Source organism: Thermoactinomyces sp. CICC 10523, from assembly GCF_016055105.1.
Taxonomy (GTDB): Bacteria; Bacillota; Bacilli; order Thermoactinomycetales; family Thermoactinomycetaceae; genus Thermoactinomyces_A; species Thermoactinomyces_A daqus.
The window spans coordinates 67147-85837 of the sequence record NZ_JAECVX010000005.1; the positions used below are offsets into that span (position 1 = coordinate 67147).

General features: G+C 50.5%; 19 protein-coding genes and 1 other annotated feature. Of the genes, 18 read left to right on the forward strand and 1 reads right to left on the reverse strand.

The features are described from left to right. The first annotated feature begins 27 nt into the window (after nt 1-27). The 12 genes from ftsZ (at nt 28) to ileS (ending at nt 11597) form a co-directional block, all read left to right on the forward strand. Complete coding sequence (ftsZ, locus tag I8U19_RS08145; protein ID WP_033100248.1) at nt 28-1185, forward strand: cell division protein FtsZ; 1158 nt, start codon at nt 28-30, stop codon at nt 1183-1185. Nucleotides 1186-1549: 364 nt separating this feature from the next. After that, nucleotides 1550-2461, forward strand: coding sequence for a sigma-E processing peptidase SpoIIGA (spoIIGA, locus tag I8U19_RS08150; RefSeq protein ID WP_235281635.1), 912 nt, complete (start codon nt 1550-1552; stop codon nt 2459-2461). Nucleotides 2462-2481: 20 nt separating this feature from the next. Continuing rightward, entirely contained in the window at nt 2482-3204 is a 723-nt protein-coding gene (gene sigE, locus I8U19_RS08155; protein WP_198055655.1) for an RNA polymerase sporulation sigma factor SigE, read from the forward strand. 71 nt (nt 3205-3275) lie between these two features. Continuing rightward, on the forward strand, nt 3276-4052 hold the full coding sequence (sigG, locus tag I8U19_RS08160) for an RNA polymerase sporulation sigma factor SigG (RefSeq protein ID WP_198055656.1): 777 nt from the start codon (nt 3276-3278) through the stop codon (nt 4050-4052). Nucleotides 4053-4183: 131 nt separating this feature from the next. Further along, nucleotides 4184-4459, forward strand: a complete 276-nt coding sequence (locus tag I8U19_RS08165; protein WP_033100252.1) for a YlmC/YmxH family sporulation protein — start codon at nt 4184-4186, stop codon at nt 4457-4459. A 72-nt stretch (nt 4460-4531) separates the two neighbouring features. Continuing rightward, the gene (pgeF, locus tag I8U19_RS08170) at nt 4532-5362 is read left to right on the forward strand and encodes a peptidoglycan editing factor PgeF (protein WP_033100253.1); all 831 of its coding nucleotides are present in this window, start codon (nt 4532-4534) and stop codon (nt 5360-5362) included. Next, nucleotides 5362-6069 (forward strand): YggS family pyridoxal phosphate-dependent enzyme, encoded by a 708-nt coding sequence (locus I8U19_RS08175; RefSeq protein WP_198055657.1) that lies wholly within the window; start codon nt 5362-5364, stop codon nt 6067-6069. Before pgeF ends, I8U19_RS08175 begins: the two co-directional genes overlap by 1 nt. 14 nt (nt 6070-6083) lie before the next feature. Further along, complete coding sequence (locus tag I8U19_RS08180; RefSeq protein ID WP_033100254.1) at nt 6084-6503, forward strand: cell division protein SepF; 420 nt, start codon at nt 6084-6086, stop codon at nt 6501-6503. Between the two features lie 10 nt (nt 6504-6513). Beyond that, entirely contained in the window at nt 6514-6777 is a 264-nt protein-coding gene (locus I8U19_RS08185; protein WP_033100255.1) for a YggT family protein, read from the forward strand. Beyond that, entirely contained in the window at nt 6774-7559 is a 786-nt protein-coding gene (locus I8U19_RS08190; RefSeq protein WP_052154062.1) for a YlmH family RNA-binding protein, read from the forward strand. Before I8U19_RS08185 ends, I8U19_RS08190 begins: the two co-directional genes overlap by 4 nt. An 88-nt stretch (nt 7560-7647) precedes the next feature. After that, entirely contained in the window at nt 7648-8499 is an 852-nt protein-coding gene (locus tag I8U19_RS08195) for a DivIVA domain-containing protein (protein ID WP_052154063.1), read from the forward strand. Nucleotides 8500-8543: 44 nt separating this feature from the next. Continuing rightward, nucleotides 8544-8772, forward strand: a binding site (T-box leader). A gap of 50 nt (nt 8773-8822) precedes the next feature. After that, nucleotides 8823-11597: an isoleucine--tRNA ligase gene (gene ileS, locus I8U19_RS08200; RefSeq protein WP_198055658.1), complete on the forward strand. Its 2775-nt coding sequence runs from the start codon at nt 8823-8825 to the stop codon at nt 11595-11597. Between the two features lie 83 nt (nt 11598-11680). On the opposite strand, the gene I8U19_RS08205 is transcribed toward ileS, so the two are convergent. Further along, nucleotides 11681-13021 carry an amino acid permease gene (locus I8U19_RS08205; RefSeq protein ID WP_198055659.1) on the reverse strand — a complete coding sequence of 447 codons (1341 nt, stop codon included), beginning with the start codon at nt 13019-13021 and terminating at the stop codon, nt 11681-11683. A gap of 227 nt (nt 13022-13248) precedes the next feature. Between I8U19_RS08205 and I8U19_RS08210 the strand changes: the two genes are divergently transcribed. The 6 genes from I8U19_RS08210 to I8U19_RS08235 all read left to right on the forward strand — a co-directional run bounded on the left by I8U19_RS08210 (nt 13249) and on the right by I8U19_RS08235 (nt 18691). Continuing rightward, complete coding sequence (locus tag I8U19_RS08210; protein WP_033100310.1) at nt 13249-13953, forward strand: TraR/DksA C4-type zinc finger protein; 705 nt, start codon at nt 13249-13251, stop codon at nt 13951-13953. Between the two features lie 106 nt (nt 13954-14059). Continuing rightward, the gene (lspA, locus tag I8U19_RS08215; protein WP_033100258.1) at nt 14060-14545 is read left to right on the forward strand and encodes a signal peptidase II; all 486 of its coding nucleotides are present in this window, start codon (nt 14060-14062) and stop codon (nt 14543-14545) included. Between the two features lie 20 nt (nt 14546-14565). Then, on the forward strand, nt 14566-15486 hold the full coding sequence (locus I8U19_RS08220) for an RluA family pseudouridine synthase (protein ID WP_198055726.1): 921 nt from the start codon (nt 14566-14568) through the stop codon (nt 15484-15486). A 222-nt stretch (nt 15487-15708) separates the two neighbouring features. Then, nucleotides 15709-16245 carry a bifunctional pyr operon transcriptional regulator/uracil phosphoribosyltransferase PyrR gene (gene pyrR, locus I8U19_RS08225; RefSeq protein ID WP_033100312.1) on the forward strand — a complete coding sequence of 179 codons (537 nt, stop codon included), beginning with the start codon at nt 15709-15711 and terminating at the stop codon, nt 16243-16245. A 144-nt stretch (nt 16246-16389) separates the two neighbouring features. After that, nucleotides 16390-17751, forward strand: a complete 1362-nt coding sequence (gene uraA / locus I8U19_RS08230; protein WP_198055660.1) for a uracil permease — start codon at nt 16390-16392, stop codon at nt 17749-17751. Nucleotides 17752-17767: 16 nt separating this feature from the next. After that, nucleotides 17768-18691: an aspartate carbamoyltransferase catalytic subunit gene (locus tag I8U19_RS08235; protein ID WP_232330926.1), complete on the forward strand. Its 924-nt coding sequence runs from the start codon at nt 17768-17770 to the stop codon at nt 18689-18691.

Below are 18691 nucleotides of genomic sequence, written 5' to 3' on the forward strand. Positions count from 1 at the left end.
AAGTTTGATTATTGGAGGGACAAGAATATGTTGGATTTTGATCTGGAAATGGAACAGATTGCCCAGATAAAGGTCATTGGTGTCGGTGGTGGCGGTAGCAATGCGGTTAACCGTATGATTGAAGCCGGAGTGCAAGGAGTGGAATTTATCGCGGTCAATACCGATGCTCAGGCGCTCAATCGTTCAAAAGCACCGATTCGTTTGCAAATCGGGGAAAAACTGACGCGGGGACTGGGAGCGGGAGCCAAACCGGAGATCGGCAAAAAAGCGGCTGAGGAGAGCCGGGAACAAATTGAAAGTGTTTTGAAGGGAGCCGATATGGTTTTCGTCACCGCAGGGATGGGTGGCGGAACCGGTACAGGGGCGGCTCCGGAAATCGCTTTGATCGCCCGGGAATTGGGAGCGCTGACGGTGGGCGTGGTAACCCGGCCGTTCACTTTTGAAGGAAAGCGCCGGGCGAGCCAGGCGGAACAAGGTGTGGCCGCTCTCAAGGAAAATGTCGATACCCTGATCGTCATTCCCAATGACCGTTTGCTGGAAATCGTCGATAAAAACACACCGATGCTCGAAGCTTTCCGCGAAGCGGACAATGTTCTGCGCCAGGGTGTGCAGGGGATTTCTGATTTAATTGCCGTACCCGGACTGATCAACCTCGATTTTGCGGATGTGCGGACGATTATGACAGAACGGGGATCTGCGCTGATGGGCATCGGGACGGCGACCGGGGAGAACCGCGCCGCCGAAGCGGCCAAAAAGGCGATCTGCAGCCCTCTTCTGGAAACTTCGATCGATGGTGCCCGCGGGGTGCTGATGAATATTACGGGCGGAACCAATCTCAGTCTGTACGAAGTTTATGAAGCAGCCGATATTGTAACCCAGGCTTCCCATGCAGAGGTGAACATGATCTTCGGTGCGGTGATCAATGAAGATTTGAAAGATGAAATCTTGGTTACCGTGATTGCAACCGGATTTGATGGCGAGCAGCAAACGAAGCAATCATCACAGCCGCAAGAACGGGGCAAAACGCATGGGAAACCGTACTTTGGGCATAAAGAGGAACCCGTTTTTCCGCCGTTCAGCCGCGTGGAAAAAGAATCCAAACCGACGGACGGAAACTTTATCGATCCATACGGGCATTTGGAGGTACCCACCTTCTTGCGCAACCGGACTAAAAATAATAAATAAACCCAAGCGAACAAAAACTGATGTTTCCGCAACAGACATCTAAAGCTGTTGAGAAGCTTCGACAGGAGGAGAGGGTTGTTTTTCTGCAAAGAAAAGCACCCGGACCCGACAGGCTTTTGGTTTGAGACTTTGTCAACAAACTGCTCTCTCTTTTTTTGCATGACGTGCACCGCAGTTTTAGGAGCGGGGCACCCCTGACTGACTCGGCCATCTGAATGGCGGGGAGGGAAGGGGGCCACCGCTCCCTTTTTTTGTTTGTTCGACGAAAAAAGCCAATTCTTCCTGGCAAGTTTAGACAGACTTTGAAATATAGATTGAGATATACTAGTTTCACTCAAACTTGGGGAGGAGGGAAACGGATTTGGTGGTTTATGCTGATGTTGTTTTCCTCCTTAACAGCTGTATGGATTTTCTCCTCCTGTGGCTGACGTCGGGAATTCGCAAACAACGTACACCGTACTGGCGGTTGATTGTTGCCGCGCTGCTGGGCGGGCTGTATTCAACCCTTTATTTGTGGTCGGCTTTCTCGCTTGCCTATTTTTTTCCGGTCAAAATTATCGTCTCGTTGCTGATGATTTGGATTGCCTTTGGCTTTCGCCATCCGCTTGCCTATCTGCGTACACTTGGTGTCTTTTATTTGGCCTGTTTTATCGCCGGGGGAGCGCTCATCGCGCTTCACTACATCGTAACAGGGGACAGCAAAGTGGCTGGTGGCATTTTTTTCACCGAGTCGGAGTACGGTTGGGGTTCCCCGGTTTCGTGGGGGCTGATCCTGTTCGGGTTTCCGCTTGTCTGGATTTACACCAAGGTCTCTCTCGGTTCGCTGGAAGAGAGGCAAGCCTTGCATCGCTATTTGACCGAGGTCAAAATCCGGTTGGGAGAACACGAAATCGCCTGCACGGGACTGATTGATACGGGAAATCAGCTGCGGGACCCGATTACACGCGTGCCTGTCATGTTAATTGAGTTCGCTCAGCTGGAAGAGCGGCTTCCTCCGGAATTCAAGCGGTTGATGAAACAGGACGATTTTGCTTTGGCATGGAGTGAACTCCCTCCGGAGTGGGCGACACGCATCCGGGTAATCCCGTTTCGGGCAGCAGGCAAGGAAAATGGCATGATGGTGGCGATCAAGCCGGATCATGTCCAAGTGCGGCAGGAAAACGGGTGGAATAAAATGGAGAAAATTCTCATAGGTTTAGATGTCGGGCGTCTGTCGTCCGATGGAACATACCAGGCGATTATTCATCCGTCTTGTATTCGGGCTGTTCATTCCTAAATGAATGAGGGGGCAGATACATGCTGGTCAAGTGGAAAATTATTTTACAGCTGCTTTGGTATCGGCTTTTGCTGTATATCGGGGCAAAAGGGGAGGAAATCTATTATATCGGTGGCAGTGAAGCACTTCCGCCACCGCTGACGCGTGAAGAAGAAGAACATCTGCTGGCAAAACTGCCCGGAGGCGATGCAGCCGTACGTGCCATCCTGATCGAGCGAAACTTGCGGCTGGTCGTTTATATTGCCAGAAAGTTTGAAAATACGGGGATTCATATTGAGGATCTCGTTTCCATTGGAACGATCGGCTTGATCAAAGCGGTAAACACATTTGACCCGACGAAAAAAATCAAACTGGCGACCTACGCCTCCAGATGCATCGAAAATGAAATCCTCATGTTTTTGCGCCGCAACAACAAAGTGCGGTCGGAGGTTTCTTTTGACGAGCCGCTCAATATGGATTGGGATGGCAATGAACTGCTGTTGTCCGATGTTTTGGGGACGGACGATGACACCATCTACCGGGACATTGAAGACGAAGTGGACCGGAAAATTTTGCGAACGGCCCTTTCCAATCTATCAGACAGGGAACGCAAAATTATGGTGCTGCGGTTTGGTTTGGATGGGGGCGAAGAGAAAACGCAAAAGGATGTGGCAGACCTTTTGGGAATTTCTCAATCCTATATTTCCCGCCTTGAGAAAAGAATTATTAAGAGATTGCGTAAAGAATTCAATAAAATGGTTTAATTTCCATGTCATTATAAATTTCCCTCCTCAGGACATACTGTCTTTTAGTTCCATCCTGAGGAGGGGAAGTCATGGCACGAAACAAAGTGGAAATATGCGGCGTAGACACTTCGAAACTCCCTGTTCTCAAAAACCAGGAGATGCGAGTGCTGTTTGGGGAGCTTCAGTCGGGTGATTTGACCGCTCGTGAAAAACTCGTGAATGGAAATTTGCGACTGGTTCTCAGTGTGATCCAGCGTTTTAATAATCGCGGAGAATGCGTGGATGATCTTTTTCAAGTGGGCTGCATCGGATTGATGAAAGCGATTGACAACTTTGACCTCAGTCAAAACGTGAAATTTTCTACTTATGCCGTGCCGATGATTATAGGGGAAATACGGCGGTATCTGAGGGATAACAACCCCATTCGCGTATCCCGTTCACTGCGGGACATCGCTTATAAAGCACTGCAAGTCAGGGACCAATTGACAAACCGCTATTCCCGGGAACCTACGATCCTGGAGATCTCCGAAGCTCTCAACGTGCAAAAAGAAGATGTCGTGTTTGCCCTGGATGCCATTCAGGACCCTGTCTCGCTGTTTGAACCTGTTTATCAGGATGGAGGCGATCCGATTTTTGTGATGGATCAATTAAGTGACGATAAAACCAAAGACGTCCAATGGCTCGAAGAGATTGCGCTGAAAGAAGCGATGGCAAAACTGAATAACCGGGAAAAAATGATTTTGTCCATGCGCTTTTTCGAAGGAAAGACACAGATGGAGGTGGCCGAGGAGATCGGGATCTCCCAAGCCCAGGTCTCCCGTCTGGAAAAAGCGGCAATCCATCAGATGAACAAATTTATCAATTAATGTGAACAAATGATATGAGGCCCAATCCGACGGCGATTGGGTTTTATTTTTTGGCTTTTTTCGGGCTGTACATTTTGTCGGACTTCGTCATATACATAAGATAAACAATCTGAGTAAACGGGGGCGGCTATATGAAAATCTCGGAGTTGCAGGCGAAAGATGTGGTGAATATCGCAGACGGAAGAAAACTGGGGCAAATTTATGATTTGGAACTGGATTTGCGGCAGGGAACCATTCGCGCGCTGGTTGTACCGGGTGAAAGCAAATGGTTTGGCTTTGTCAGCAGCGGACAGGAATGGGTGATACCTTGGAGACAGATCGTCAAGATCGGCTCCGATGTGATATTGGTGCGGCTGGATGGCCGGGAACGCGATCCCTATTACGCTCAACTGCCGCAGGAAAGCTGAAGGAGCGGGACTGAAGAGGAAGTATTTGTCCATATGCAAAGATATGATAATATGATACGAAGGAGGGAGTGTATGGAACCATTCAAATACCAGGATTTTGCCGCGATTCCTTGTTTTACACTGGAAGAGTGGGAAAAAGAGTTTCCGCATCTCGTGGTTGGATTCAGTGCCAGGAGAAAAGGGGAAGATCCGGACTGTCGCAATTATGCACTCCATGTCGGGGAGCGTCCGGAGCTGACGGTGCAAAATCGTCGCCAATTGGCCGAAATGCTGGGAATGCCCTTTGCCGCGTGGACTTGCGCGGAGCAGGTGCACGGGGTGGAAGTGGTTCATGTGACGGGAGAAGATCGCGGCAAAGGCAACACCACGCGGGAATCTGCTTTTGAAAATACAGACGGAATGCTGACGAAGGAAACAGACGTGCTGCTTACCGCTTTTTTTGCCGATTGCGTTCCTCTTTATTTCTACAGCCCGGAATTGGACATGGTGGGGGTTGCCCACGCGGGATGGAAGGGAACGGTCGGGAAGATCGGGACAAAAGTGATCGATCTGCTTGCCCAAGCGGGGGCGGACCGCGGCAACATTCGCGTGGCTATCGGTCCTTCGATCGGTCCTTGCTGCTATGAAGTGGATGACCGTGTTTATGAGCCACTCGAGCGGGCGATCGCCGATCCCCTCGCCCTGAAACGGGTTGCCGTGAGCCACATCCCCGGCAAGTGGCAGCTTGATTTGCGCAAAGCCAATGCGGAGTTGCTGAAACAAGCCGGAGTGAAACCGGAGCATATTTCTGTGACCAAATGGTGTACAAGCTGTGACAGAGATTATTTTTACTCTCACCGACGCGACCGTGGAAAAACGGGAAGAATGGTGGCATGGATTGGAAAGAAGGAAAGGAGATCCTGATGGACGAATTTGCTAATCGTTGGGAAAATGTGCAGAAAAGGATACAGCAGGCTTGCCACCGAGTCGGCCGGAACCCGAAGGAAATAAACGTCGTGGCAGTGACCAAATATGTGGATCTTGAGACAACAAAGCGTGCCCTTGATTTGGGATTATCGCACATCGGAGAGAACAAGGTTCAGGATGCGTTGCCGAAAATGGAGGCCATCGGAGACAGGGGCGTTTGGCATTTCATCGGCCGCCTGCAACGCAACAAGGTCAAAGACGTGATCGGACGGTTTCGTTATTTGCATTCCCTTGACCGGCCTTCACTGGCCGAAGAGCTTGACCGCCGCATCCGTTCGCGCCAGTGCGAACCGCTCCGTTGCTTCATTCAAGTGAATGTTTCCGGCGAAACATCAAAATCGGGAATTTCACCACAGGAATTAGAAGAATTTGCGCTCCACGTGGCGAATTATTCTACTATCGATGTGGTCGGGCTGATGACGATGGCGCCGATCGCGGAACATCCGGAAGAAGTGCGTCCTGTTTTTCGCGAGCTGAAACGTTTGCAAGAAAAAATACAACGGTTGAACCAGCCCCGTTTACAGATTCCACATTTGTCTATGGGCATGTCTCAAGATTTTGATATTGCCATTGAAGAAGGGGCGACATGGATTCGGTTGGGATCCGTGTTAGTTGGAAGAGGCAAACGGGGATGGAAGCCTTAAGGAGGCGATCTCCCATGACTTTCATGGATCGGATTATGGGTTTTTTTGGTGTGACCGACGAGGATCTGTATGAAGAGGAGACGAAGGAGCAAGACGAATCAGCTCCTTCCGTGCAAAAGGGACGGAGCAACATCGTTTCCTTGCATACACAAAAGAATATTCGCCTGGTTCTGTTTGAACCGAAGACATACGAAGAGTCTCCGGAAATCGCCGATCACCTGAAAAGCCATCGCCCGGTCGTTGTCAATCTCCAGCTGGTACGGCGGGATCAAGGGATCCGCATTATCGATTTTCTGAGCGGAACTGTTTATGCGCTGGGGGGGAATATCCAAAAATTGGGCAATAATATTTTTATATGCACCCCGGCCAATGTTGACATTCAAGGAACGATCACGGATTTCTTAAGAGAAGACGAGGCAAAAGATTTGAGGTGACCGTGTACACATGATACTTTCAATTTTAAATTGGGCATTTGAGATCTATTACATCCTGATTATTATCTACGTGTTCCTGTCTTGGGTGCCAAACCTGCAAGGGTCACCGGTAGGGATCTTGCTCCAGCGGATTGTGGAGCCCTATCTGTCGGTATTTCGCCGGTTTATTCCGCCGATCGGCATGATCGATATTTCACCGATCGTGGCCTTATTTGCTTTGCATTTTGTCCAAATGGGGATTTATGCGATTTTGGGATGGGTGGGTCTCATTTGAAACAGGCACATGAGAACATCCTGATGCATTTCCGCCCGGATGAGCGCCCGTTTGTCCTGCGCTGCCTCGATTGGGCCGAGCGGGCTTCAAACAGAAACCAGATGGTGTTGACGCCGTTTTTGGATCCGCGTGAGCAGACGATTCTTGAGACGATCGTGCGGCGCCACCCCGATCTGGTTTTCTTTGCGGATGGAGGGGCAGCAGACAGCGAGCGACGTCGCGCGGTGATCGCTCCGGATTATTATGCCCCGGATGAGCATATGAGTGGCCTGGCGTTTTTTCGGCTGGAATCTGCCAGCGGCAAACGCCTGGAGCACCCGGATGTTTTGGGAGCCCTTCTCGGTCTGGGAATCAAACGGGAAAAAACGGGAGATATTTATCCGCACGCGGATGGAGCGGATATTGTGGTGGCGGAAGAAATGGAGGAGTATGTCCGGATGCATGTTGGACAGGTAGGGCGGGAACGTGTTAACATAATAAAGATTTCTCGCGAAGAATTGACTCCGCCCGAACAAGCGTACGCGGTTCGTTCCATTTCGGTCGCTTCTTTGCGAGTCGACGCGGTCGTTGCGGAAAGTTGCCGGATCTCCAGAACGAAGGCATCGCTATTGGTGAAGAATGGAAAATGTAAGGTAAATTGGAAGTTGGTGGATCAACCTGATTATCCTGTGGAAGCAGGCGATCTCCTGTCAGTAAGAGGAATTGGACGCATACGTGTAGAAAGTATTGACGGAACAAGCAAAAAAGGAAGATTTTGGATTAAAATCGTATCTTTTATTTGAACGATATCCAAGCTTATGGCAATCTGGCAGGATATCTGGTAATATTGTCGAATAGGAAAGAATGCAATTTATCTAGGAGGTGCGGACGATGCCGCTTACACCTTACGATATACACAATAAAGAGTTTAAAAGATCTTTCCGCGGTTATGATGTAGATGAAGTAAATGATTTTCTTGATCAAATTATTAAAGACTTTGAACTCTTGACCCGCGAAAAATTGGAACTGGAGCAACAGGTAGAGGAGTTGCAGGCGGAGATCGAACGGTTGATGGAAGGCGAATCGATGTTCCAAACCGGACCGCAGCAAGCGCAACAACAGCAGACACCACCTCCGGCCCCACCGCAACCGCAACCGGTGCAACGATATCCGGAACCGATGCCGCAGTTGCAACCGTCCACGGCTGCTCTCACATCGATGGAGCAGAGCATTCACAAGTCGATTCGCGTTGCGCAGGAAGTGGCCGAAGAAGTGCGCTTGAACGCGAAAAAAGAAGCCGAGCTCATCGTGCAGGAAGCCGAGAAGAATGCCGATCGCATCATCAACGAAGCATTGCAGAAAGCGCGTGCGATCCACAGCGAGCTGCTTGATCTCAAGCAAAAAGCGACCGTTTATCGGGCACGTTTCCGCACCTTGGTGCAATCTCATCTGGACATACTGGAAAACTCCGATTGGGAGTCCTTGGAAGAATTGGAGAACGGCTTGGAAGAGCAAGGAAAGCAATTGGAGCAATATGCTGAACATACCCAGCCCAACGACTTGCTGATGGATCAGTCGACTCAGGAATATCAAGATTTCAGCGATGCGCTCAATAACGCGATGGATGACACGGCCATGATGGACGAGGTTGCTGCGACTTCTTCCTATTATGAGGATGAAGAGGAACCGCGTCGCGAATTGCGCAGAACTTCCCGTAAATTTAAGAAAAAAGCGATGTTCTGACGGGCCCCCGATCGTTCTGAAACATAGTTTCAAAATTGAGTCTGGTAATGGTAAGGAAAGGGAAGAGTAGATAGGGAAACTCGAGTACAGCGAATTAGGGATGGTGTAAGCCTAATCCGAGTTCTATCGAAAATCACCCTGGAACTGTCACCTGAAATTGGAGTAAGGTCGACCGCGTCATCTACGTTACGGATGGTTAAGAGGTTTTGCTGTCCTTTTTGCGGCGGCATAAACCAGTAGGGTGGTACCGCGGGAAACCTTCTCGTCCCTAAGTGGATGCAGAAGGTTTTTTTATTTTTCCCAATAAAGGAGTGAAGTTGAAGATGGCTGATTACAGCAAAACATTAAACCTTCCCAAAACAGATTTTCCCATGCGGGGAAATTTGCCGAAAAGAGAGCCGGAAGTGCAAAAATGGTGGGAAGAAATCGACATCTACGGCCAGGTTCTGGCCAAGAGAAAGGGAAATCCAAAATTTATCCTGCATGATGGCCCTCCTTACGCCAATGGCGACATTCACATCGGACACGCGCTGAATAAAACATTGAAAGATTTCATCGTTCGCTACAAATCGCTGAAGGGTTATTTCGCCCCTTATGTTCCAGGATGGGATACCCACGGTCTGCCGATTGAGCACGCCATTGTGTCGAAAAAGAAAGTGGACCGGAAAAATGTAGACCCGGTGCAATTCCGCGAGATGTGTAAAGATTATGCGCTTTCGTTTATAGAAAAGCAAAAAGCGCAATTCAAGCGGCTCGGTGTGCGCGGGGATTGGGATCATCCATATATCACCCTGCTTCCCGAGTATGAAGCAGCGCAGATTCGCGTATTTGGAAAAATGGTGGAGAAGGGGCATATTTACCGCGGGATGAAATCCGTTTATTGGTCCCCTTCGTCGGAAACTGCTCTGGCAGAGGCGGAAATCGAATATTACGACAAGCGCTCTGCATCGATTTATGTCACTTTCCCGGTGGAAAACGGCAATGGAGTTTTACCGGAACAAGATACCTATGTGGTGATCTGGACCACAACACCTTGGACGATTCCGGCCAATCTGGCAATCGCGCTCAATGAAGATTTCGATTACAGCCTTGTCCAGGCTGGTGAGCGCAAGCTGCTCATGGCCAAAGAGCTGGTCGATTCGGTTATGAAGACGGCGGAGATCGACAGTTATGAAACGATTGCCACCTACAAAGGAAAGGACCTGAACGGAGTGATTTGCCGCCATCCGTTCTATGACCGGAAAAGCCCGATCATCTTCGGTGACCATGTCACCCTCGATGCCGGGACAGGATGTGTGCATACGGCACCAGGCCATGGGGAAGAGGACTTCTATCTCGGGCAAAAGTATCAGTTGGGTGTCCTCTGCCCGGTCGACGGCAAGGGTAAAATGACTGCCGGAGCTCCCGGGTTTGAAGGGCTGTTTTACGAAGATGCCAACAAGGAAGTGACGAAAAAACTGGAAGAAGTCGGGTGTCTGCTCAAGCTCACCTTTATCACGCACCAATATCCGCATGACTGGCGCACGAAAAAACCGGTCATTTTCCGGGCCACAGAGCAATGGTTCGCTTCGATTGACGGCTTCCGCGATGAAATGCTGGAAGAAATCAAAAACGTAAAATGGACGCCGTCATGGGGGGAAATACGGATTCACAACATGATTGCCGACCGGGGAGACTGGTGTATTTCGCGTCAGCGCATCTGGGGAGTGCCGCTGCCGATCTTTTATTGCGAAGAATGCGGGCATCCGCACATAAACGGCGAGACGATCGATTTTATTGCCGACCTTTTTGCCAAGGAAGGCTCGTCCGCATGGTATGCCAAAGAAGTGCACGAGTTGATGCCGGCAAACCAAAGCTGTTCCGAATGCGGGAGCAACCGTTTCCGCAAAGAGACAGATACGATGGATGTTTGGTTTGACTCCGGCAGCAGCCATATCGCCGTACTGGAGCAAAGGGAGGAACTGGCCTGGCCGGCTGATCTGTATCTTGAAGGGTCTGACCAATACCGCGGCTGGTTTAACTCATCCCTCTCCACCTCGGTTGCCACGAAAGGGCAGGCTCCGTATAAAGGCGTTTTGAGCCACGGGTTTACGATGGACGGCGAAGGGCGCAAAATGTCCAAATCCCTTGGTAATGTGATCGAACCGGCCAAGGTGATTAATCAATACGGGGCGGATATCCTGCGCCTTTGGGTTGCTTCCTCCGATTATCAGGCGGATCAGCGTTTGTCTGATGGGATTTTAAAGCAAATCGCCGAGGTTTATCGCAAACTGCGGAATACCTTCCGCTTCCTGCTCGGAAACCTGAATGGGTTTGATCCGGCAAAAGATCGTGTGCCGCTGGCGGAGTTGACTGAATTGGATCGGTTTGCCCTGATCAAATTGAACCGTTTGGTCGGCCGTATCAATCAAGCGTACGACGATTACGATTTTCACCAGGTTTATTATGACATCCATCATTTCTGCAACGTCTTTTTAAGCCAATTCTATCTGGATGTCCTAAAAGACCGGCTATATGTTCTGCTGCCTGATTCTCCTGTTCGTCGGTCGGCGCAAACCGTCCTGTATGAAATGCTGGTTACCTTGAACAAAATGCTGAATCCGATCATTCCCCACACTTCCGAGGAAGTTTGGCGACATACTCCGGGCGTTGAGGAAATCAGCGTTCAGTTAACGGATTTCCCTGAAGTGGAAGTTTCTGTTTTCGATGATGAACTGGAACAAAAGTGGGATCAATTGCTGCATGTTCGCGATGTCGTCCTCAAATCGCTCGAAGAAGCGCGTGCAGCCAAATTGATCGGCAACTCCCTCGGGGCGTCGGTGGAACTGACTCCGTCGGAAAAAACGTATCAACTTCTTTCCAGTGTCGATGAGCTGGAACAGGTGTTCATCGTTTCCGACGTAAAATTGAATCCTCCGTCGCATGAGGTGACGGAAGAGCAGAAAGTGCACGTGATTGTCCGTGTGGCGGAAGGGGAAAAATGCGAACGCTGTTGGGTGGTTTCCCCGAGCGTCGGCAAGAACGAAGACCATCCGACCTTGTGTAACCGCTGCGCCTCAATTCTGCGAGAAGCCCATTTTGATGTCGAGATCAATTAAACAAAACAAAAGGCCTGGCGAATCAAAAACGCCAGGCTTTTTTTATGGGATCGCCGCCCAACCGTATTTCCGCGGCGATGTTTCTATTCGGTCAAAATGCGTTGATTTGGTTTCAGCCATTGCGAGGCGATGGTAAGAACGAGAATAATGGCCAGGTAAACAATGGTGTTGATCAGATTTTTGGGAGACAGCAGGACAAAAATCATAATGGCTGCCAGGACGATTACGGTGATGCCGGTGGTAAAAGGGAAGAAAGAGAGCCGAAAATCCGGCGTTCGTTCATATTTTCCCCGCAGTTTCAAATGGGAAAGACAGATGAGAATCCAAGTGAGTATCACAGTGTATCCGGGAATCCCCATCAGATACTGGAAGACGCTTTCGGGAGCGATGAAGGCCACCAGCGATCCCAAAAAGAGACAGACCGAGCTTGCCGCCAGGGCGTAGATGGGAACACCTCTTTTTCCCAAACGGGTAAAAAAGGCGGGTGCTTCTTTTTCGCCGGCCAGTGAATACAACATGCGGGTCGTCGCATACATCCCGGAATTGGCAGCGGATATGACCGCGGTCAGCAAAATGAAGTTCATGATGTTGGCTACTCCTTTTAAGCCGACGGCGGACAATACTTCGACAAACGGGCTTCCGCTGCTCTTTACCTGATCCCAGGGGATGAGGCCCGTAATGATCAGAAGGGGAAGCACGTAAAAGAGACAGATGCGCAAAATCACTCCTTTAATCACGCGGGGGAGCGTTTTTTTTGCGTCCTTCATTTCGGTGATGGTCAAGCCGATCATTTCCGTTCCGCCATAGGAGAAAATGACGATCAGCAATGAGGAAAGCACTCCTTGCCAACCCAATGGGAAAAAGCCGCCATGCACACGGTAGTTGGTCAGTCCGGGCGCCTGGGCCGACGGGATGATGCCAAACAGCAAAAGCGCCCCGAGGATGACAAATACGATTAAGGTAACGATTTTCACGCTGGTCAGCCAGTATTCGATTTCGCCAAACAAGCGGACGCTGAAAAGGTTGATCGCGATGATCACCAGCGTCACGATCAGACTGAGCAGCCAGACCGGGACGGAAAACCAATATTGCAAAAAGGTTCCGGCCGTAACGATCTCGACGGCCATCACCAACACCCATTGAATAAAATAAAGCCAGCCCAAAATAAAGGAAACACGAGTGCCAAACGCTTTATGAACAAGACCGCGCAAATCTGTTCCGGCAAATCCCAATGCCATTTCGGCCATGGCGCTCATGACGATATAGAGCAGGATACCGGCGAGCGCATAAGAAAAGATCACCCCGGGCCCGGCGGCAGAAATGGTTTCTGCACTTCCCTGAAAGATTCCTGCTCCGATCGCGCCTCCCAAGGCCATCATTTGTACGTGGCGCGGGAGCAGCTGTTTTTGTAAATGGTCGCTCATTTTTTCCCCCCACTTTTTTCTTTATTACCCAAAAGCATAACAGCGCTGAAGTATTTTTGGAAGATGAACAAAAAAAGCAAATGAATTCGCAATAATATAATTAACGATTTTAATGCCTGTTCCCATTTACTTTTACCTGCTTTTGCACATGAAATGCGGGAAAGAGGACAGCCTAGGAAAATAAAGAGGTTTTGTTGAAATCCAGAGGAAGTTTGGAGGAAACGGGCATGAATGAAAGCCAGCTGCAACAGCTTAAAAGCCAGTTGATCAAAGAGAAGGAAGAAATTGTCCGGCGGTTGAGCCGGAATGACAATTATGGCATGGAAGTGTCGATGAACAATTCCGTCGGGGAATTGTCGGGCTATGATAACCATCCGGCCGACCTGGGGACAGAAATGTTTGAGCGCGGAAAGGACCTTGCGCTGAATGAAGCGGATGAACGCCATTTGCAGGATATTGAGGCTGCGCTGGAACGGATGGAAACGGGCCAATACGGCATTTGCAAGAAATGCGGCAGGGAGATTCCGTTTGAGCGCCTGGAGGCGGTTCCGGTCACGGAATATTGTGTGGAGCACAATCCGCAGCAACATTCCTCGATGCGCAGGCCGGTTGAAGAGAAAGTTCTTAACCGGATTCAGATGAACAACGATCACAGCGAATCCAACTTTTATGATGGGGAAGATGCTTGGCAGGAAGTGGAGCAATACGGAACGTCCAATCCCCCGGATTTTTTTGCCAGCGGCCGAAATTACAACGAATTGACAGTGGATCACGATGAACAGAGGGGATATATCGATCTGTTGGAAGGCTTTTCAATTACGGATCAGTCCGGCAATGACAGCGGCATCACCGAGATTACCCACAATCAGTCTTATGAGCAGAAGGACAAGGAAGAATCCTTAGAGGAAAGAGATGCAGACTTTACCGGATGACCGGATGCGAGGCTTCGCGTTGCCTTGTTTGACCAGGCTTGACTGTGCTACAATCGGAGAGAAATAATGTGGAGATGCTCTACTGTGGGAGACAGGAGGAAGGCATTTGAGATATTTGATAACGGCATTTTCCATTTTGTTATTGGATCAGTGGACGAAATGGTTGGTCGTTCACAACATGTCTTTATATGAATCGATCCCGGTGATTAACAATTTCTTCTATATTACTTCCCATCGCAATCGCGGCGCGGCATTTGGGATTCTTCAGAACAAGCAGTGGTTGTTTATTCTGATTACGGTCGTCGTGATTGCGTTTGTTCTCTACTATCTCTGGCAGCTGAAACATGACCGTCCGATGATGTCCTATGCCTTTTCCCTCATCTTGGGCGGAGCGTTTGGCAACCTGATCGATCGGGTGGAAAACGGGGAAGTCGTCGATTTTTTGCATTTCCAGTTCGGGTCTTATCAGTTTCCCATTTTTAACTGTGCCGATTCGGCTATTGTGGTGGGTGTGATTGTACTAGTGATTATCACCTTGATCAGTCCCGCGGCCCAGAACAACAACGAGCTGACCAAGGCGGGGGACTCATGATGACGGAACAAAGCGGGCAAATGGAACATTATGAATGGAACCTTCCGGATGAAGAAGCAGGTGAGCGTCTGGATAAATGGATTTCATCTTTGAATGAAGAATGGACACGAACCAGGGTACAGGGATGGATTGAGGAAGGACGGGTACGGGTCAATAATCGAACCCGCAAGGGAAATTACCGGCTTAAGGCGGGGGACAGAGTGGAATTGGATGTCCCGCCGGTGGCAGAACTGGAAGTCGCACCGGAAGCGATCCCGCTCGATATTCGCTACGAAGATCAGGACGTGATCGTCGTTAATAAGCCACGGGGAATGGTGGTGCATCCCGGTGCGGGAAATACTGCAGGCACACTGGTCAATGCCCTGCTTTACCATTGTAAGGGAGAGTTGTCCGGCATCGGAGGCGTGGCGAGACCGGGAATAGTGCACCGCATTGATAAAGATACTTCCGGTCTGATTATGGTCGCCAAAACCGATCTTGCGCATCAGTCATTGGTAGCCCAGTTGAAGGAGCATTCGGTGGAACGGGCTTATACGGCGATTGTTCACGGGGTGATCCCGCATGATCACGGAACGATTGATGCCCCGATCGGCAGAGATCCGGCGAACCGGCAACGGATGGCGGTTGTCCACCAAAACAGCAAACATGCGGTTACCCATTTTACCGTACGCCGGCGATTTCGCGATGCCAGTGTGGTCGAATGTCGTCTGGAAACGGGAAGAACCCATCAGATTCGGGTTCATATGAAGTATATCGGCTATCCGCTGATCGGCGATCCGGTCTACGGCCTGAAGAAAAATTCCTATGCCATCAGCGGGCAGGCTTTGCACGCGCGAATCATCGGTTTTACCCACCCTCGCACCGGCGAACGCATTTGTTTGGAAGCGGAGTTGCCCGAGGATATGCAAAAACTGCTCGAGCGCCTGGCCGCAAAATCGTAATAAGCATTGACAATTTCCATCTGCTGATGCATAATACACCTTGAGCATATTGGACCTTTAAATCCAGTCCAGAGAGGCTGGCAAGGGCACGGAAGTGATATAGGATTTGCATGTCCGCGGGAGGAGTATGCCCGCGGGTTGGTTACGCTTCTTGTCTGCCCTTGGACAAGAAGTTTTTTTATGGCCGTAAAAAGATGGGAAAAGGGAGGAGCAGGGCATCCGATGAGCAAAGAGAAAATCATTTTGGATGAGGCAGCGATTCGCCGGGCGTTGACCCGGATCGCTCACGAAATTTTGGAGCGAAACAAAGGCGTCGATGATTGCCTCCTGGTCGGGATCAAAACCAGAGGCGTCTTTCTGGCCAAGCGGCTGAGGGAACGCATTTACAGCATCGAAGGAAAAAAAGTTCCGATCGGGGATCTGGATATTACCCTTTACCGGGATGACCTGACGGAGAAGTATGAACATCCGGAAGTGAAGAAAACCGATGTTCCGGATATTAAAGGAAAAAAAGTGATTTTGGTTGATGATGTTCTCTATACAGGCCGAACGGTACGGGCGGCAATGGATGCTCTGGTCGACCTGGGACGGCCGCAGATGATTCAGTTGGCTGTTCTGATCGACAGAGGGCATCGCGAGCTGCCGATTCGTCCGGATTATGTGGGAAAAAACGTCCCCACTTCCAAAAGCGAAATGGTATCGGTTTTTCTTACTGAGGTCGATGAAGGAGAAGATCGCGTCAGCCTGCAAACAAAATAAGAGTTTTCCCTTTTAAGGCGGTCCCGTGAGGCCGGCAAAGGGAACGCGGAATCGTGCTGCGCATGAACGGTGTATCTATCCTGCGTCTCTTTGCCATACGGGTAAAGAGACTTTTTTTTATATCAAAAAAAGGGGTGAATGTGAATGAATCGTTTGATTGAAATGGATGTGCATGAAAGGCCGAAATGGCATCGCTGGCTGTTCCTCAGTTTCCAACACTTGTTTGCCATGTTCGGCTCCACGGTGCTGGTTCCGATCCTGACCGGATTAAGCCCGTCCGTGGCCCTGATGTCCAGCGGAATCGGGACCTTGGCTTATCTGATCGTCACCAAAGGCAGAATTCCGGCATATCTCGGATCCTCCTTCGCCTTTATTGTTCCCATTATCTCTGTGTCACAAGGAGGAAAATATCTGGGCAATGCCCTGTTCGGGTGTTTTGTTGTCGGGTTGATGTACGGTGTGGTGGCGCTGATTGTTTACCGGTTCGGGGTGAAATGGCTGGATTCGCTTTTGCCGCCGGTCGTGATCGGGTCAGTCGTAATCGTGATCGGGCTGGCGTTGGCCGGAACAGCCGTCGATATGGCCAGCAAAAAAGATGTGGTCGAAGCCCTGCCGCATACAGCAGCCGGGTGGCAACACTTGGACGGAACGATTAAAAGCATCGATTCGGCAAAAGGTACGGTAACGGTGCATGTGTACTCGCTGAAAAACTTTTCTGTCGCCTTGGCCACACTGGCCATCGCCATAATCGCCAGCCTGTTTTTCCGCGGATTTTTCAGCATCATCCCCATTCTGATCGGAATTTGCGGGGGGTACCTGGTGGCACTGGCAGCGGGCATGGTCGATTTTACACCGGTTCATGAGGCCAAATGGTTTCAGCTTCCCCATGTCGTCTCCCCCTCGTTCTCCTGGCATGCGGCCCTGGTTATGCTGCCGGTCACACTGGTTGTCCTGGCAGAGCACATCGGACATCTGCTGGTGCAGGGAGAGTTGATGGGAAGGGATTTGACAAAAAACCCCGGGTTGCATCGTTCCCTTCTGGGAGATGGCCTGGCGACCTGCATCGCATCCCTGATCGGCGGACCGCCGGCGACCACGTACGGGGAAAATATCGGGGTCATGGCCATCACGCGCATTTTCAGCGTGTGGGTGATCGGAGGGGCAGCGGTGCTGGCGATCAGCTTCGGATTCATCGGCAAATTTGCGGCCCTGATCCAAACGATTCCGACTCCGGTCATGGGCGGTGTCTCCATCCTTCTGTTCGGGATTATCGCTTCGGCCGGTTTGCGCATGCTGATCGAACACAAAATTGATTTCAGCGACCGGCGCAATCTGGTGATCGCCGCTGTCATCATGGTGATCGGCGTGGGTGGAGCCTTGCTCCGCTTCAGCGGCATCCATCTGGAATTGGAAGGAATGGCTTTGTCCACCGTGATCGGCATCCTGTTGAATCTGGTTTTGCCCAAGCGGGCAAAGGAAGAGAAGACTGTGGCGGAAGCCGCCTGACAATGGAGGATAAACAATGAGAGCACCGATGACCCGTTCACCGTTTCGTCATTTGATGGATACGAGCGAACTGACAAAAGAGGAGATCAGACGGATTCTGGAGCGGGCCCATTTTTGGGAGGAACATCAGGCCAGCGGATTGGCTCCTTTCACGGGCAGATTTGCTGCCAACCTGTTCTTTGAACCGAGTACCCGCACCCGCTTTTCCTTTGAAGTAGCGGAAAAGAGATTGGGGATGCAAGTAGTCAACTTCACCCCGGATGTTTCAAGCAGCACCAAAGGAGAGTCCCTGTTTGACACGGTGAAAACCCTGGTTTCGATCGGAGTGGAAGTAGCCGTGATTCGCCTGACGGACGAGCAGGAATTGCTCTTTCTGATCAAACAGAACCCCGGCTGTGCGATTATCAATGCAGGGGCAGGCAGTTTTGCACATCCCAGCCAGTCCTTGCTCGATCTTTACACTCTGGTCAAGCATTTCGGGGATCTTACCGGCAAAAGAGTGGCAGTGATCGGCGATATTGCCCACAGCCGTGTGGTGCGTTCCAATCTCTGGACCCTGAAGCAATTCGGTGCGGAGATGATTGTGAGCGGGCCGGAGGAAATGCGCGATCCCGAGGTGGAGCGGATCGCCCCGTATGTTTCGTTTGAAGAAGCATTGAGAACGGCGGATGTCGTGATGTTGCTCCGGGTTCAGCTGGAGAGGCATCAAGGGAAGCTTTTTTCCTCGCGGGAAGAGTATCACCGCCGTTACGGGCTTTCCGCCGAGCGGCTCAAGATCATGAAACCGGAAGCGATCATCATGCATCCGGCTCCGGTTAACCGGGGTGTGGAAATTGCCGATGAGCTGGTGGAGCATCCCCGCTCGAAAATATTTGAACAGATGAAAAACGGCGTTTGGATTCGGATGGCGATCTTGGAACGAGCATTGGGGGAATGGTAG

What these genes read in the sequence shown, in the direction of transcription:
- ftsZ (WP_033100248.1), top strand. Translation starts at nt 28, where the DNA reads ATGTTGGATTTTGATCTGGAAATGGAACAGATTGCCCAGATAAAGGTC.
- sigE (WP_198055655.1), top strand. Translation starts at nt 2,482, where the DNA reads ATGCTGGTCAAGTGGAAAATTATTTTACAGCTGCTTTGGTATCGGCTT.
- sigG (WP_198055656.1), top strand. Translation starts at nt 3,276, where the DNA reads ATGGCACGAAACAAAGTGGAAATATGCGGCGTAGACACTTCGAAACTC.
- I8U19_RS08165 (WP_033100252.1), top strand. Translation starts at nt 4,184, where the DNA reads ATGAAAATCTCGGAGTTGCAGGCGAAAGATGTGGTGAATATCGCAGAC.
- pgeF (WP_033100253.1), top strand. Translation starts at nt 4,532, where the DNA reads ATGGAACCATTCAAATACCAGGATTTTGCCGCGATTCCTTGTTTTACA.
- I8U19_RS08175 (WP_198055657.1), top strand. Translation starts at nt 5,362, where the DNA reads ATGGACGAATTTGCTAATCGTTGGGAAAATGTGCAGAAAAGGATACAG.
- I8U19_RS08180 (WP_033100254.1), top strand. Translation starts at nt 6,084, where the DNA reads ATGACTTTCATGGATCGGATTATGGGTTTTTTTGGTGTGACCGACGAG.
- I8U19_RS08185 (WP_033100255.1), top strand. Translation starts at nt 6,514, where the DNA reads ATGATACTTTCAATTTTAAATTGGGCATTTGAGATCTATTACATCCTG.
- I8U19_RS08195 (WP_052154063.1), top strand. Translation starts at nt 7,648, where the DNA reads ATGCCGCTTACACCTTACGATATACACAATAAAGAGTTTAAAAGATCT.
- ileS (WP_198055658.1), top strand. Translation starts at nt 8,823, where the DNA reads ATGGCTGATTACAGCAAAACATTAAACCTTCCCAAAACAGATTTTCCC.
- I8U19_RS08205 (WP_198055659.1), bottom strand. Translation starts at nt 13,021, where the DNA reads ATGAGCGACCATTTACAAAAACAGCTGCTCCCGCGCCACGTACAAATG.
- I8U19_RS08210 (WP_033100310.1), top strand. Translation starts at nt 13,249, where the DNA reads ATGAATGAAAGCCAGCTGCAACAGCTTAAAAGCCAGTTGATCAAAGAG.
- I8U19_RS08220 (WP_198055726.1), top strand. Translation starts at nt 14,566, where the DNA reads ATGGAACATTATGAATGGAACCTTCCGGATGAAGAAGCAGGTGAGCGT.
- pyrR (WP_033100312.1), top strand. Translation starts at nt 15,709, where the DNA reads ATGAGCAAAGAGAAAATCATTTTGGATGAGGCAGCGATTCGCCGGGCG.
- uraA (WP_198055660.1), top strand. Translation starts at nt 16,390, where the DNA reads ATGAATCGTTTGATTGAAATGGATGTGCATGAAAGGCCGAAATGGCAT.
- I8U19_RS08235 (WP_232330926.1), top strand. Translation starts at nt 17,768, where the DNA reads ATGAGAGCACCGATGACCCGTTCACCGTTTCGTCATTTGATGGATACG.